Origin of the sequence: Neorhizobium sp. JUb45 (assembly GCF_004343585.1) — a bacterium.
Lineage (GTDB): Bacteria > Pseudomonadota > Alphaproteobacteria > Rhizobiales > Rhizobiaceae > Neorhizobium.
On record NZ_SLYW01000002.1, the window covers coordinates 392,084 to 406,940 of the forward strand.

Sequence of the window (14,857 nt, forward strand, 5' to 3'; positions counted from 1 at the left end):
CCGGCGCGCCGGCTGGCGCGGCGCGTGCTGCTTCAGCTCCTGAACGTCTGCACGTTATCACAACCTTTGCGCGTGTAAATTGAGTTCGCCGCGACGTTCGCGACGATGGCGTGTGGTGCCTTGCGGGCCGTTTTTGCCGTGCCTTGGCGATGCCGCTTGGCTGCCGGAAGGCCGCTGCGGGGATCGTGGCAGCCCTTTCATTTCCGACCTCCAAAAACCTTGAGGTTTTCCTTTGGCCACGATCCTGTTTCAGGCGGCGGGGGCCGCGCTTGGTGGTGTTTTTGGACCCGTCGGGGCGATCATCGGGCGGGCGGCGGGCGCTCTGGCCGGCAGCATGGTCGACCGGGCGCTGATCAATGGCAGCGGCAAAATTTCCGGTGCGCGGCTGGCGACGGCGCGCATTCCGGGGGCGGATGAGGGCACGGCGGTCAACCGGGTTTATGGCACGGTGCGGGTGGGCGGCACGCTGATCTGGGCGACGCGGTTTCAGGAGGATGTGACGCGCGAGCGTACCGGCGGCAAGGCGACGCGCGGGCCGACCGTGGAGACGTTTTCTTACTTCGGCAATCTGGCGGTGGGGATTTGTGAAGGGCCGATTGCCGGGGTGCGGCGGGTCTGGGCAGATGGCAAGGAGCTTGATCTGACCGGCATCGAGATGCGGGTGCATCTCGGGTCGGAAGATCAGTTGCCGGATCCGTTGATCGAGGCCAAGCAGGGTGAGAGCAGAGCGCCGGCCTATCGCGGGCTGGCCTATGCGGTGTTCGACCATTTGCCGCTCGACACGTTTGGCAACCGTTTGCCGCTGATCCAGTTCGAAGTGGTGCGGCCGGTGGGTGTGCTGGAGGGTCAGATCCGCGCGGTGACGATCATTCCCGGTGCGACAGAGCATGGGTATGCCACCGTGCAGGTCAAGGAAGTGACCGGCGACGGCAGTGCGCGGATTCTCAACCGCAACACGCTGACGGCGGCGACCGACTGGCAGGCTTCGATCGACGAACTGGTATCGTTATGCCCGAACCTCGAGCGCGTGGCGCTGGTCGTGTCCTGGTTCGGGAGCGATCTGCGGGCCGGGGAGTGCCGTATCCTGCCGGGAGTGGAGGTGCGGGCGCGGGCGGATGAAAGCCTGCCGTGGAGCGTGGCCGATTTTTCGCGTGGTGATGCGCATCTGATCAGCGAGAACGGCGGTGGGCCGGCCTATGGCGGCACGCCGGGGGATGACGATGTGCGGCAGGCGATTGCCGATCTCAAGGCGCGTGGACTGCAGGTCTATCTTTATCCGTTCGTGATGATGGATGTGCCTGTCGGCAATGGTTTGGCCGATCCGCATGGCGGCGCGGAGCAGGCGGCCTATCCTTGGCGGGGGCGGATTTCGTGCCATCCGGCACCGGGACAGGCGGGCTCGCCGGACGGCAGCGTGGTGGCGCACGCTCAGTTGGAGGTGTTTGCCAATCGTGCCGATGGGTATCGCCGGATGCTGCTGCATTATGCGCATCTGTGTGCCGATGCGGGCAGTGTCGACGGGCTGATCATCGGCTCGGAACTGCGCGGGTTGACGCAAGTGCGTGACGAGGCAGGTGGCTTTCCCTTCGTGCGCGAACTGGTGCGGCTGGCTGGGGATGTGCGGGCGATCGTCGGGCCGGGAACAAAACTCACCTATGGCGCCGATTGGAGCGAATATTTTGGTTATCACCCGCAGGATGGCTCGGGCGATGTGTTCTTTCATCTCGATCCGTTGTGGGCATCCGATGCCATCGATGCGGTCGGCATCGACAATTACATGCCGCTGTCGGACTGGCGGGATGATGATCTTGGCGCGGCCAATCCGGATGGTGCGCGTCTGGCCGATGACGTTTCCGCCCTGCAGGCCGGGATAAACGGCGGTGAGGGGTTTGACTGGTATTATGCCAGTGATGCCGACCGGGCTGCGCGACAAAGGTCGCCGATCAGCGATGGGCTGGCGGGCAAGCCCTGGACCTTTCGAGCCAAGGATTTTTCCGGATGGTGGAGCAATCTGCATTTCGACCGGATGGGCGGACGCGAGCTTGTGCAGCCGAGTGCGTGGCGGCCGGGGCTGAAACCGATCTGGTTCACCGAGCTTGGCTGCGCGGCGATCGACAAGGGGGCGAACCAGCCCAATCTGTTTCTCGACCCAAAATCGTCCGAAAGCAGGGCGCCGCATTTTTCCAGCGGGGCGCGCTCCGACAGCATGCAGCGGCGGTTTCTCGAGGCGCATCATGGCTGGTGGCAGGCGCCGGAGCGGGCGGGTTCGGGCATGGTCGATCCCGGCCATGTGTTTGTGTGGAGCTGGGATGCGCGGCCGTTTCCGGCCTTTCCGAACGATCTTTCCGTGTGGAGCGATGGCGGCAACTGGCGCAGCGGGCATTGGCTGAATGGCCGGCTGGGGGCTACGACACTGGCCGATGCGATCGCGGCCATTCTGACCGATCACGGTTTCGATGATTTTGATGTGTCGGAGGTGAGCGGCGACCTGACCGGCTATGTGCAGGGGGAACTGGCTTCGGCGCGAACGCTGATCGAGCCGCTATTGCTGGCGTTTCGCGTCGATGTGACCGAGGATGGCGGGCGTTTGCGATTTCGCTCGCGCGGCAGGGTGAGCCTTGTGCCCGCCGATATCGATGTGCTGGCCGACCTCGACGATCAGCCACTGTGGTCGGAGACGCGTGGGCATGACAGCGATTTTGCCGCCGAAGCGATCCTGGCCTCGTTCAATCCGGTTCTGGATTATGAACAGGCGAGCGCGCGCTCACGCCGGGCGAAGGCGCAGAGCCAGCGGATCCTGCGTTGTGACCTGCCGGCGGTGCTGGCGGAAGAGACGGCGCAGACGGCGGCGGAAGATCTTTTGCGCGACAACCGGCTGGCGCGGCGCAGCGTTTCGTTCGCGCTGTCGCCGGCCGAACTGGCACTGGAAACCGGCGATGCCGTGCGGATTGCTGGCGGGCCGGATGGTGTCTTTCTCATCGAGCGGATCGAAGACGGGGCGGTGCGGCGGATCGAGGCGCGGCGGCATATGCCGGCGGCAACGGTTGCCGTTCTGCCGCACGAGGGCGGTGGGCGCGCCGTTGCCGGACAGCCGTCGGCGTCGTTTGCGCCGGTGGTGCATTTCCTCGACCTGCCGCGTTTCGAGCCGGGTGAAGCCCGGAATTTTGCGCGGGTGGCGGCGTTCTGCCGGCCGTGGCGGCGCATAGTGGTGTCGTCTTCGGCAACAGCCGAGGGTTTTCGGGCGCGCGCGCCGATCGAGCGGCCGGCACGGGTGGGGCGGCTGACGGCGGCGCTTGGGCCCGGTGTGAGCGGGCGGTTCGACCGCGCCGGCGTGCTGGAATGCGCGCTGTTTTTTGATGGCGTGTCCTCGGCGGAAACGTTGTCGGTGCTGAATGATGACAACCGGCTGGCGGTGAAGAGTGTTCTGGGCGGCTGGGAGGTGATCGGTTTTGCCAGCGCGGAAGAGATCGCGGAGGGGCGCTGGCGGCTGACGGAGCTTTTGCGCGGTCTTGGTGGCAGCGAGGATGCGATGCTGGCCGGGGCAGATACGGGCGCGGCGGTGGTGGTTCTGGATGCGGCGGTGGTGCCGCTGGGTCTGGCGTCGGAAGAGCGTGGTGTCGAGATGAACTGGCTGGTGGAAGCGGGCGGTTCCGCCGGTGGCCGGGCCGGGCCGTTTGTGTTTGCCGGCGGTTTGCGGTCGGAAATGCCGCTGGCGCCGGTGCATGTGGTCGGTGCGCGGCAGGCGGATGGTGCGATCGCCATGTCATGGGTGCGGCGCGGACGCGTGGATGCCGACAGCTGGGAGGCGGCGGAGATACCGCTCGACGAGCCGGATGAGCGGTATTTTCTGGAAATTATGAGCGGTGAGGTGGTGGTGCGCAGCGTCGAGGTGGCGGTGCCGGCTTATCGTTATGGCGCGGCTGAGCAGATTGCCGATTTCGGGAGTTTGCCGGGCGGTTTTGTGCTGCGCCTGCGCCAGATCGGGCGGGCGGTGCCGCTGGGTGTCGCGGCCATTGTCAACCTTGATTTCGAAGCGTGACGAAGGAGAAAAGTCATGGATGGCATGAAGGCGTGGTATCAGTCGAAAACGGTATGGGGCGCGCTGATCGCAGTCGGCGCGTCGCTGTTGCAGATCATGGGCGCGGAGGTGGATGCGGGCACGCAAGTCGAGCTTGCCGACCTTGCTGTGACGACGGTGGGGGCCGTCGGTGGGCTGATTGCCATCTATGGCCGGATTTCGGCGAAGAGCGAGATTGGCGGGTGAAACATCGGGAATGGCAAGCAAGCCGTTCAGCCGATCTCCCCCCATGTGGGGGAGATGCCCGGCAGGGCAGAGGGGGGTAGGACTGGCGCGAATGCCAATTTCGTTTCCTTTGCCGCACCGTCGTCCACCCCCCTCTGTCACCTTTCGGTGACATCTCCCCCACAAGGGGGGAGATCGAAGGAGCGAGCGGTGCCGTCGCAATCCCATCGGCCGCGCATGAAGCGTTTGTTGCACCAAAAGCGTGCAAAACATGGACTGTACGAAAGCCATCTTCCCCATTCATTTGCCATTCAGCCGCTGTTCGATACATAGTTCCTCAACGATTGGAACTCACTCTGTCCCTCTTACGGGTGGAAATGGTGGCTATGAAGAAATCGATGATCGGTGCGATTGCGACCTGCTTTCTGTTCGGCCTGGTGCCGATGCAGGCGACCGCGCGCGATTATTTGCTGCTGGTGGCGAGCGACTGTGGCGATGCCGCAAACAAGGTCGTACGCGATACCGGCGGGCAGCTTTTGTCGGCCCAGCCTTCCAATGATGGCCGGACCTGCATCATCACCGTGCTGGTTCAGGGCAGCGGCGAGCGTCCGCGCAAGGTTACCGTAAGGGTACCGATGTAATTCTCTGTCCGGTGCTCTTCAGCGCCGGGATATTCCAGGCCAAATTGCTTTCAAAGGACCGACATGCGCATTCTCGTGGTCGAGGACGACGTCAATCTCAACCGGCAGCTTGCTGATGCGCTGAAGGAAGTCGGCTATGTCGTCGATCAGGCCTTCGACGGCGAGGAAGGTCACTTCCTTGGTGATACCGAGCCTTATGATGCCGTGATCCTCGATATCGGCCTGCCGGAACTGGATGGTATCAGCGTCGTCGAAAAATGGCGCAGCAACGGCAAGGTCATGCCGGTGATCATGCTGACGGCGCGTGACCGCTGGAGCGACAAGGTGGCGGGTATCGATGCTGGTGCCGACGACTATGTGGCAAAACCCTTCCACGTCGAGGAAGTGCTCGCGCGGGTTCGCGCGCTGATACGCCGCGCGGCGGGACATGCGTCCTCCGAAATCGCCTGCGGGCCGGTGCGGCTCGATACCAAGGCGTCGAAGGCGACCGTCAACGGCGTGGCGATGAAGCTGACCTCGCACGAATTCCGTCTTCTCTCCTATCTCATGCATCACATGGGTGAGGTCGTGTCGCGCACCGAGCTGATCGAGCACATGTACGACCAGGATTTTGACCGCGACTCAAATACGATCGAGGTTTTCGTCGGCCGTCTTCGCAAGAAGATCGGCGTCGACCTGATCGAAACCGTGCGTGGCCTCGGCTACCGGATGCAAGCGCCAACCGATGCTCATTAGATCTGTCACCGCCCGCGTTCTGCTGCTCGCCACATTGTGGTCGGCCGTTGCGCTTGTGGTGATCTCGATCGTTATCACCGCGCTTTACCGGCAATCGGCAGAGCGCGCCTTTACCGATCTGTTGCGCGCGCAGCTTTACAACGTCATCAATTCGGTCGCGATCGGCGACGACAACAACATCACCGGCAGCCCGCAACTGGGTGACCTGCGCTTCTCGCAACCGGAGACCGGCTGGTACTGGATCATCGAGCCGCTCGGCACATTTGCCTCGCAGCCGCTATCGTCTTCCTCGCTCGGTGCGTCCAACATCGCCGTGCCGACGATCCTGAAAGTGCCGTTCAACAACCGTTATGAACGTTTTTATCCGACCACGGATGCCTATGGGAACAATGTTCTGGTGGCGGAAACCGAGGTCGTGCTTGATGGCGAGGGCAGGGCGGCGCGGTTTCGTGTGTCGGGCAATCTGAATGTCGTCGAGGAAGACACGTCCGCCTTCAACCGCAGCCTTTATATCGCGCTGGTGATTTTTGGCGTCTGCAGCCTGATCGTCAACGGTGCCGCCATTCTGTTCGGTCTGCGACCGCTCGATGAGGCGCGGCGCGCGCTGGAAAAAGTACGGCGCGGACAGGCGGAGCGGCTGGAAGGCGAGTTTCCGCGCGAGATCCGGCCGCTGGCGGTCGAGACCAATGCGCTGATCGAAAGCAACCGCCGTATCGTCGAGCGGGCGCGCATGCAGGTGGGCAATCTCGCGCATTCGCTGAAAACGCCGATCGCCGTGCTGCTGAACGAATCGCGGCTGCTGGACAAGGGCCATTCGGAACTGGTGCGCGGGCAGGCGGAAGCCATGCAGGGACAGGTGCAATCCTATCTCAACCGCGCCCGCATTGCCGCGCAGCGGGAATCGCTTTTGGCGCGCACCGAGGTGGAACCTGTGCTGGAACGTCTGGTGCGGGTGATGCGCCGCCTCAACCCGGAAAAGAGTTTTGCGCTGACGGTGGCGCCGGGCGGGCTGGCGCTTGCGATGGAACAGCAGGATGTTGAGGAGACGATCGGCAATCTTCTGGAAAATGCCGCACGCCATTCGCAACTGGCGGTGACGCTGACGGCGGCGGTGGGCGAGGCGCCGGAGGGGGCGGAAGCTGCCAAGAAGACCTGGATCGAGATCATCGTCGAGGATGACGGGCCGGGGCTGGAACCGGACGAGATCAAGGAAGCGATGAAGCGCGGCCGCCGGCTGGACGAAAGCAAGCCCGGCACCGGGCTGGGCCTTTCGATCGTGCGTGAGATCACCTCGGAATATCAGGGGCAGATCGAGCTGACGCGTGGCGCGCGCGGCGGGTTGCGGGCGCGGCTGGTGTTGCCGTCCGTGGTCAAGGATGCCGTCTGATAAAACGCAGGTCTTATCAGCATGTGTTGCGCGATCCCCGCGCCTGTCGTGAAAGTGAGATGGAAAAGGGTAAATCTTCTGATTTTCCACCTCGACCGGCGAGGATAAAGCGCTAAATGATGGGAAGGTTACAGCTGTCCCATTCTGACATCGGGAAAAATCCCGGTGAGATGCGGCAGGCCATTTGACGATTGCCTAACCGGTTGGAGACGCATGCGCTTTCATTTTGCCCGAATTGCCGTTTCATCGCTTTTTTCGGCTGGTATGCTGGCAGGCTGCACGACGACGGGCGGCGGCGCAAAGGTGTCTTCGGCATCCTATATCGCGGCATTGCAGGGCGGTGTGATTTCCCGCAGCGGCGTCGAGGTCGATAACAGCGACAAGCAGCGCGGGCTGGAAGCCGAATATCGCGCGCTTGAAGGTTCGCCGGGCGGCCAGCCGGTGGCCTGGGCCGGCAGCGGCATCAAGGGGCAGGTCGTTGCCAATGCACCCTTCCAGGTGGGTGCGCAGAATTGCCGCCAATATACCCACACGATCACGCCCGAGGGTCGCGCCGAGGTGAAGGCGCGCGGAACCGCCTGCCGCAATGCCGATGGCACGTGGACGCCGTTGCTCTGATCGCTTTGGCGGCTTAGCGGTCCCATCCATTCAAATTCTCGTGCAAAACCCGATAATGGCGGCAATCGCGATTGTCGGCTGTCAATTTCGTTTGTCCCAGGTCAAAGGCGGGTATATTCGAACCATTCTATAAAGGGCGTGGAAGCTGGGGCACGAGGTCTCAAATTCCCGTCACTGCGTGCCATGCTGTTTTATTGCCTGGCCGCTTGCGGTAATGGGCGCATATGTTGCTTTGGATTATTTTTGCCTGTCTGACGGCGGCTGTTGCCGCCCTTCTTATTCTGCCCTTAGCGCGTCCCGCCGAGGCGGCTGACGATTCCACGCAAGGGGAAGCGGCGGTCTATCGTGACCAGTTGCGCGAACTCGAGCGCGACAAGGGGCTGGGGCTGATCGGTGACGAGGAAGCCGAATATGCCCGCGCCGAAATCGGTCGACGGCTGATCGCCACGGCCGACAAGGGCGCCAAGGCCGCGGTTTCGCCGGCAAAACGCCGCGTTTCGCTGGCCGTCATGGGTGTGACCTTATTCATTCCTGCCATCGGGCTCTGTCTTTACGTGGCGCTGGGCAGCCCGTGGCTGCCGGCGCAGCCTTTGGCGGCAAGGCTGGAAAATCCCGGCAACAATCTCGAACTGCTGGTGGCCAAGGCCGAGCGGCATCTGGCGCAGAACCCGCAGGACGGGGCCGGCTGGGACTTGCTTGCACCGATCTATTTTCGCACCCAGCGTCTCGGTGATGCCGAGATGGCCTATCGCAATGCCATCCGTTTTCTCGGCGAAAGCCCGGAGCGGCTGGCGGGGCTGGGCGAAACGCTGGTGGCGGCCAATGACGGTATCGTCATCGAGGATGCCCGTACCGCCTTCGAGGCGGCGATCAAGCTGCGGCCGGGCGATGCGCGTGTGCGTTTCTATCTGGCGCTGGCGCTGGAACAGGCCGGCCGCAACGACGAGGCACGCGTAGCCTTCGAGCAGCTTGCCAATGACACGCCGCCCGGTGCGCCGTGGCTGGCGCTGGTCAACGAGCATATCGTCAAGACCGGCGGGCAGATGCAATCCAATCAGGGTGTTGTTTCGGGTGCGGGCCGTCCGCCGGGCAACCCGACCGACGCGGACGTGGCGGCGATCGGCGGCATGGCGGCACCCGACCGGCAGGCAGCGATCCGCGGCATGGTCGATACGCTGGCGGCGCGGCTGGAGGAAGAACCGAACAATATCGAGGGCTGGCTGCGGCTGGTGCGCTCTTACGGCGTGCTCGGCGATCGGCTGAGGGCGCAACAGGCGCTCGACAAGGGCCTGAAGACTTTTGCGCCGACGACAGGCGAGGGGCGGCAATTGGTGGCATTGGCTGCCGAAATGGGCATCGAGCCGCAGGCGCCGGTCGGCGAAGGAGCAAAACCATGACCCGCAAACAGAAACGTATGGCGGTGATTGCCGGCGGTGTCTCCTTCATCATGGTGGCGGTGCTTCTGGTGATGTTCGCCTTCAGCCAGTCGGTTGCCTATTTCTTCATGCCGGGTGATCTGAAGACGGCGCAGATTTCTCCGGGCACACGCATCCGTCTCGGCGGGCTTGTCGAGGCCGGATCGGTGAAACGCGATGCCGGATCGACCGTGACCTTTGTGGTGACGGATGGGACGAACACCGTGCCGGTGAGTTATACCGGCATTCTGCCCGATCTTTTTCGCGAGGGGCAGGGCGTGGTGACCGAAGGGTCCTTCGATGCCGCCAGCCATGCCTTTGTGGCCGACTCGGTTCTGGCCAAACATGACGAGAACTATATGCCCAAGGAAGTTGCCGACCGTCTGAAGAAGGACGGTGTCTGGGAAGATGGCAGCGGCAAGGGTATGGCGCAGCCCAAGGGTGAAGCAGCGGGAGCGATCAAACCATGATCATCGAGATCGGTCATTTTGCTCTTGTGCTGGCGCTTGCCGTGGCGCTGATCGTGTCGGTCGTGCCGGTCATCGGTGCTGCCCGACGGGATGCGGCGATGATGGCGCTGGCGCCGGTCGGCTCGCTTGTCCTGTTTGCGCTGGTGGCGTTTTCGTTCGGCGTTTTGACCTGGGCCTATGTGGTTTCCGACTTCTCGGTGAAGAACGTCTGGGAAAACTCGCATTCGCTGATGCCGCTCCTCTACAAATACACCGGTGTCTGGGGCAATCACGAAGGCTCGATGATGCTGTGGCTGCTGATCGTGGTCCTGTTCAGCGCACTGGTCGTGGTGTTCGGCAAGAACCTGCCGGAGACGTTGAAAGCCAATGTTCTGGCCGTGCAGTCATGGATCGCCTCGGCTTTCCTGTTTTTTATCCTGCTGACATCCAATCCGTTCATCCGGCTCGATCCGGCCCCGGCGGAAGGGCAGGACTTGAACCCGATCCTGCAGGACTTTGGTCTCGCCATCCATCCGCCGCTTCTCTATCTCGGTTATGTCGGCTTCTCCGTCTGTTTCTCCTTTGCCGTCGCGGCGCTGATCGAAGGGCGTATCGACGCCGCCTGGGCGCGCTGGGTGCGTCCGTGGACGCTGGCGGCCTGGACGTTTCTCACCGCCGGCATCGCCATGGGTTCCTACTGGGCCTATTACGAACTAGGCTGGGGCGGCTGGTGGTTCTGGGATCCGGTCGAAAACGCCTCCTTCATGCCGTGGCTTGCGGGGACGGCGCTGCTGCATTCGGCACTGGTCATGGAAAAGCGCGAGGCGCTGAAGATCTGGACCGTGCTTCTGGCGATCATGACCTTTTCGCTGTCGCTGCTCGGCACGTTTCTGGTGCGCTCGGGCGTTCTCACATCGGTGCATGCGTTCGCCACCGATCCGACACGCGGCATCTTCATTCTCGGCATTCTGACGTTGTTCATCGGCGGTGCCTTCGTGCTGTTTGCATGGCGAGCACCACGGCTGAAAAGCGGTGGCCTGTTCCAGCCGATCTCGCGCGAGGGCGCGCTGGTTCTCAACAACCTGATCCTGACGGTGTGCTGTGCTACCGTTCTGACCGGGACGCTTTATCCGCTGGTGCTGGAGACGATCACCGGTGAAAAGATTTCCGTCGGTGCGCCGTTCTTCAACCTGAGCTTTGGCCTGCTGATGATCCCGCTTCTGCTGGCCGTGCCGTTCGGGCCGCTTTTGGCCTGGAAGCGCGGTGATCTGCTCGGCGCCATGCAGCGGCTTTATCTGGTGATCGGCGCGGCATTCGTGGCCGGACTGGTTCTCTATTACATCGAGAATGGCGGGCCGGTGATGGCCGCTCTGGGGCTGGCGCTTGCCTGTTATCTGATGCTCGGCGCGCTGGCCGATCTCTGGTACCGCGCCAATTTCGGCAAACTTGCCTTCAACGTGGCATGGCGGCGTCTCATCGGCCTGCCGCGTTCGGCCTTCGGCACGGCGCTGGCGCATTTCGGGCTTGGCGTGACGGTGCTCGGCATCATCATCGTTTCCACCTACCAGACCGAAACGGTGGTTGAGATGAAGCAGGGTTCCACGGCGGAAGCCGGCGGTTACAGCCTCGTGTTCGACGGCATGCGCCATGCGGTGGGGCCGAACTATACCGACGATCAGGGCCATTTCTCGATCAGCAAGGCTGGCGTCGTGGTTGCCGATACGTGGTCGTCAAAACGGCTTTATACGGCGCGCCGTATGCCGACCACGGAAGCGGGCATCGTCACCTTCTGGCTGAGCCAGCTGTATGTGTCGCTGGGTGATCCGATGGCCGATGGCGGCATCGTCGTGCGCATCTGGTGGAAGCCGTTCATCCTGTGCATCTGGGGTGGTTGCCTGATCATGATGCTGGGCGGCTTCGTGTCGCTCTCCGATCGCCGCTTGCGGGTTGGCGCACCGAGCCGCAAGGTCAAGGTGGCCAAGCCGGTGAAGCCTGTGATGGAGCCTGCGGAATGATGGGCGGACAATACCCTTCGACCTCCCATGAGGGCAATTGGATTGTGTTTGCACCGGGAGCTTGCGTCCAGCCGATCTCCCCCCTTGAGGGGGAGATGCCCGGCAGGGCAGAGGGGGGTAGTCCCGGCGATTTTGCCGATTCCAATGCATGTGCCGCACCCTCGCTACCCCCCTCTGTCACTATCGTGACATCTCCCCCTCAAGGGGGGAGATCGTTGGGAGCGCGCGGCTCCGTTCCTGCCATAAGAAATGGCCGGCAGGCCAGAGGGGGTGTTCTCGCCCTCATCCTTCTCGCTTTCGCCTTCCTCGCGCCGCTTCCCGCCTTGGCGGTCAACCCGGACGAGGTGTTGAAAAACCCGGTGCTGGAACAGCGTGCCAGAAATCTTTCGGCGCATCTGCGCTGCATGGTCTGCCAGAACCAGTCGATCGACGACAGTAATGCCGAGCTTGCCAAGGACCTGCGCGTGCTGGTGCGCGAACGCCTGACCGATGGCGATACGGACGAGCAGGTGCTGGATTATGTCGTGTCGCGCTATGGCGAGTTCGTGCTGCTGAAACCGCGCCTCAGCGCCAAGACGATCGCCTTGTGGTCAGCGCCGATCGCGCTCCTGCTGATCGGTGCGCTGACGATGATCCTGTTCGTGCGCAGCCGTCCGCCGTTGAAGACGGTGACGCCGCTCTCGGATGAAGAGAAGGCGCGGATCGACGAATTGTCGAAGGGGTAACAAAGCCCCATCAACACGAGGTTCGAAACAACAACGCCGCGAGCTTCAGGCTCGCGGCGTTGTTTTCGTTTGTGATCGTTTCAGGGACTGATCAGGCAACCGCTTTCAGCATCGAGGCGGCGGCGCCCGGAACCTGGGTGGCGGGCAGATAGAGCGACTGCCGGCCGTAACCGCGCGCATCCGTGCCGCGGGTGGCGGCATCCGAGCCGGGTTCGCGCACCCATTTGCGACGGTTGAGCTTGAAGCGCTTGACGAGCTGTTCCAGTTCGCTGGCGCCATTGGCAAGCGCACCGGCAATGGCGCTCATGTTGCTGACCATGGCGGCGTTTTCCTGCGTCATCTTGTCGAGCGAGGAGACGGCGGAGTTGATCTCGCCGAGGCTTGTCGACTGTTCCGAGGCGGCAACCGCGATCGCTTCGATATTGGTGTCGATCGACTGGACGTAACGCTCGATATCCTTAAGCGATTCGCCGGTGGCGCCGACGAGGCGCACGCCCTCCTGCACCTCGCGGGAGGAATTGAGGATCAGGCCGGAAATTTCCTTGGCGGCTGATGCCGAACGCTGGGCGAGTTCGCGCACTTCCTGGGCCACGACGGCAAAACCCTTGCCGGCTTCACCGGCACGCGCGGCCTCGACGCCGGCATTCAGCGCCAGCAGGTTGGTCTGGAAGGCGATCTCGTCGATCACGCCGATGATGTTGGAGATTTCCTTGGATGCCGCTTCGATGCGGTCCATGGCGTTGACGGTGGATGTGACGACCTGCACGGATTTCGTGGCAGCGGAGCGGGCTTCGACGACCAGTTTGCGGGCTTCGGCCGTGCGTTCCGACGATTGGCCGACCGTGACGGTGATCTGTTCCAGCGCTGCCGATGTCTGTTCCAGCGCCGCTGCCTGCTGTTCGGAACGATGGGCAATGCCATTGGCGCTTTCGCTCATTTCGCCGCTCTTGGCCGACAGCATCGTCGTCTGACCGAGAACCTGCTCCAGCGTCTGCTGGAATTTTGCCAGCGATTCGTTGAAATCGTGACGCAGGTGATCGAATTCCGGCACGAACGGGTCATCGATGGTGAAGCGGATATTGCATTCGGCCAGACGCTGCAGGCCGGCGCCGATTTCCTGAAGGGCGCGCACGCGGCCGGTCACGTCGGTCGCGAATTTCACGACCTTGAAGACCTTGCCGTCATCATCGAGAATGGGGTTGTAGGTCGCCTGGATGAAGATGGCGTTGCCCGACTTGTCGAAGCGCTTGAACTCATCGTTGAAAAACTCGCCGGCGGCCAGTCGCGGCCAGAATTCCGCATATTGCTGCGTGGCGACATAGGCCGGCTCACAGAACATGCTGTGATGCTTGCCAACGATCTCTTCCAGCGTGTAGCCGAGTGCGCCGAGGAAATTTTCGTTGGCATTGAGGATCTTGCCGTCGGGTGTGAACTCGATCATCGCCTGCGCGCGTTCGAGTGCAACGAGCTTGCCGTCGCTTTCAAGGCTATGAACCTTCGAGGCGGTAATGTCGCTGGCGATCTTGACGATCTTGACGACTTTGCTGCCGCGCATGACCGGATTGTAAGAGGCTTCGATCCAGATTTCCTGGCCGGTTTTGGAGAAGCGCTTGTACTGGCCGCGATCAAACCTGCCGGAGGCGAGCTTTTTCCAGAACTCAGTGTAATCCGAGGATTGTGCTTCGCGCGGATCTACGAAAATGCGGTGGTGCTTGCCGACGATTTCCTCGCGGGCGTAACCGACGGCGGCACAGAAATTGTCGTTGGCATCAAGGATTGTGCCATCCGGCTTGAATGAAATAATAGCTTGCGAACGATTGAATGCGTCCAGAACATCCGACGCATCACCGCCAATAAAAGACCTGAGGCTCACGAAAATCTCCGACAAATAAAATTTTCTGAGAATATTGATAAAAGTCATTAATTCGAAGTTACGAATAGTGCCTTTGATCAGGTAATTTATCGTTATATTTCGGCTACTTACGTCAGAAAAATGTGTGTGTCTGTCAGGTATGGTGGCGTTTATCACGATGACGGGTGAGATCGCCTGCGGCCGCCTGTCTTCATTCGCTTTGCCGCGGCCTTGAATATCGCCTTCCGCGTGCTGCCTGGCCTCTGGCAAGAAACCGCCGCAAAAAATGCCTTCTCGAAAAATTATCCTGAATCCCCCTTGCCAAACAACGGCATAGAAGTTTAGAATAATTCTAATATCATGAATGCGGGTGTCAGGTTTTGAGCCCGATAACAAAGAGGAAAAGCATTATGTCGAACACTGCTGCTTGCAAGGCCTGCTCTTTTTATGAAGATCACATCGTAAACGCTGGCGCTGCTGCCGAGGACGCTGGTCTCTGTCGTTTCAACCCGCCGGTTTCGCAGCCGGATGCCAACGCCCGTGGCCTGTGGCCGGTCGTTGCCGCCAATGACTGGTGCGGCCAGTTCGACGAAGAAGGTGCTGCTGCCTGATCAGGCGCCGCCGATGAATTTCGAAAGGGCGGGCCATTGGCTCGCTCTTTTTGATTCTGGCAACGGACGGGGAATGTCCGGTTTCCAAACATTACCAACAATTCATGTCGCGGACACGTGCAGTTAAGTTGCGCCTTCCTATATCTCTTCTCATCCACCGCAGCCG

The 14,857-nt window shown here is 61.9% G+C and carries 12 protein-coding genes; 11 read left to right on the forward strand and 1 reads right to left on the reverse strand.

Translation table 11 applies throughout. The annotated features are described in order from the left end of the window. Positions 1–232 precede the first annotated feature (232 nt). The 10 genes from EDF70_RS08620 to EDF70_RS08670 all read left to right on the forward strand — a co-directional run bounded on the left by EDF70_RS08620 (position 233) and on the right by EDF70_RS08670 (position 12,228). Positions 233–4,039 (forward strand): glycoside hydrolase/phage tail family protein, encoded by a 3,807-nt coding sequence (locus EDF70_RS08620; RefSeq protein ID WP_132272943.1) that lies wholly within the window; start codon positions 233–235, stop codon positions 4,037–4,039. Between the two features lie 15 nt (positions 4,040–4,054). Beyond that, positions 4,055–4,264 (forward strand): hypothetical protein, encoded by a 210-nt coding sequence (locus EDF70_RS08625; protein WP_132272944.1) that lies wholly within the window; start codon positions 4,055–4,057, stop codon positions 4,262–4,264. Between the two features lie 422 nt (positions 4,265–4,686). After that, a complete protein-coding gene (locus EDF70_RS08630; protein ID WP_245519140.1) occupies positions 4,687–4,884 on the forward strand; it encodes a hypothetical protein in 198 nt (65 codons plus the stop codon). A gap of 63 nt (positions 4,885–4,947) precedes the next feature. After that, a complete protein-coding gene (locus EDF70_RS08635; protein WP_132272946.1) occupies positions 4,948–5,619 on the forward strand; it encodes a response regulator transcription factor in 672 nt (223 codons plus the stop codon). Next, the gene (locus tag EDF70_RS08640; RefSeq protein WP_132272947.1) at positions 5,609–7,006 is read left to right on the forward strand and encodes a HAMP domain-containing sensor histidine kinase; all 1,398 of its coding nucleotides are present in this window, start codon (positions 5,609–5,611) and stop codon (positions 7,004–7,006) included. The genes EDF70_RS08635 and EDF70_RS08640 overlap by 11 nt, the downstream gene beginning before the upstream one ends. Before the next feature lie 213 nt (positions 7,007–7,219). Further along, the gene (locus EDF70_RS08645) at positions 7,220–7,624 is read left to right on the forward strand and encodes a hypothetical protein (protein ID WP_132272948.1); all 405 of its coding nucleotides are present in this window, start codon (positions 7,220–7,222) and stop codon (positions 7,622–7,624) included. Positions 7,625–7,848: 224 nt separating this feature from the next. Then, complete coding sequence (gene ccmI, locus EDF70_RS08650) at positions 7,849–9,021, forward strand: c-type cytochrome biogenesis protein CcmI (RefSeq protein ID WP_132272949.1); 1,173 nt, start codon at positions 7,849–7,851, stop codon at positions 9,019–9,021. Further along, the gene (gene ccmE / locus EDF70_RS08655; RefSeq protein WP_132272950.1) at positions 9,018–9,509 is read left to right on the forward strand and encodes a cytochrome c maturation protein CcmE; all 492 of its coding nucleotides are present in this window, start codon (positions 9,018–9,020) and stop codon (positions 9,507–9,509) included. Before ccmI ends, ccmE begins: the two co-directional genes overlap by 4 nt. Then, positions 9,506–11,503, forward strand: a complete 1,998-nt coding sequence (locus EDF70_RS08660) for a heme lyase CcmF/NrfE family subunit (RefSeq protein ID WP_132272951.1) — start codon at positions 9,506–9,508, stop codon at positions 11,501–11,503. Before ccmE ends, EDF70_RS08660 begins: the two co-directional genes overlap by 4 nt. A 284-nt stretch (positions 11,504–11,787) precedes the next feature. Continuing rightward, positions 11,788–12,228, forward strand: coding sequence for a cytochrome c-type biogenesis protein (locus tag EDF70_RS08670; protein ID WP_245519141.1), 441 nt, complete (start codon positions 11,788–11,790; stop codon positions 12,226–12,228). 91 nt (positions 12,229–12,319) lie between these two features. Here the strand turns inward: EDF70_RS08670 and EDF70_RS08675 are convergent, their stop codons facing one another. Next, complete coding sequence (locus EDF70_RS08675; RefSeq protein ID WP_165931969.1) at positions 12,320–14,101, reverse strand: PAS domain-containing methyl-accepting chemotaxis protein; 1,782 nt, start codon at positions 14,099–14,101, stop codon at positions 12,320–12,322. A 389-nt stretch (positions 14,102–14,490) separates the two neighbouring features. On the opposite strand from EDF70_RS08675, the gene EDF70_RS08680 reads away from it, so the two are divergent. Then, a complete protein-coding gene (locus EDF70_RS08680; RefSeq protein WP_112731693.1) occupies positions 14,491–14,691 on the forward strand; it encodes a hypothetical protein in 201 nt (66 codons plus the stop codon). Positions 14,692–14,857 lie beyond the last annotated feature (166 nt).

Excerpts from the sequence above, each read along its gene's own strand:
- EDF70_RS08635 (WP_132272946.1), top strand. The coding sequence starts at position 4,948 with ATGCGCATTCTCGTGGTCGAGGACGACGTCAATCTCAACCGGCAGCTT.
- EDF70_RS08680 (WP_112731693.1), top strand. The coding sequence starts at position 14,491 with ATGTCGAACACTGCTGCTTGCAAGGCCTGCTCTTTTTATGAAGATCAC.
- EDF70_RS08645 (WP_132272948.1), top strand. The coding sequence starts at position 7,220 with ATGCGCTTTCATTTTGCCCGAATTGCCGTTTCATCGCTTTTTTCGGCT.
- EDF70_RS08640 (WP_132272947.1), top strand. The coding sequence starts at position 5,609 with ATGCTCATTAGATCTGTCACCGCCCGCGTTCTGCTGCTCGCCACATTG.
- EDF70_RS08660 (WP_132272951.1), top strand. The coding sequence starts at position 9,506 with ATGATCATCGAGATCGGTCATTTTGCTCTTGTGCTGGCGCTTGCCGTG.
- EDF70_RS08630 (WP_245519140.1), top strand. The coding sequence starts at position 4,687 with ATGCAGGCGACCGCGCGCGATTATTTGCTGCTGGTGGCGAGCGACTGT.
- ccmI (WP_132272949.1), top strand. The coding sequence starts at position 7,849 with ATGTTGCTTTGGATTATTTTTGCCTGTCTGACGGCGGCTGTTGCCGCC.
- EDF70_RS08625 (WP_132272944.1), top strand. The coding sequence starts at position 4,055 with ATGGATGGCATGAAGGCGTGGTATCAGTCGAAAACGGTATGGGGCGCG.
- ccmE (WP_132272950.1), top strand. The coding sequence starts at position 9,018 with ATGACCCGCAAACAGAAACGTATGGCGGTGATTGCCGGCGGTGTCTCC.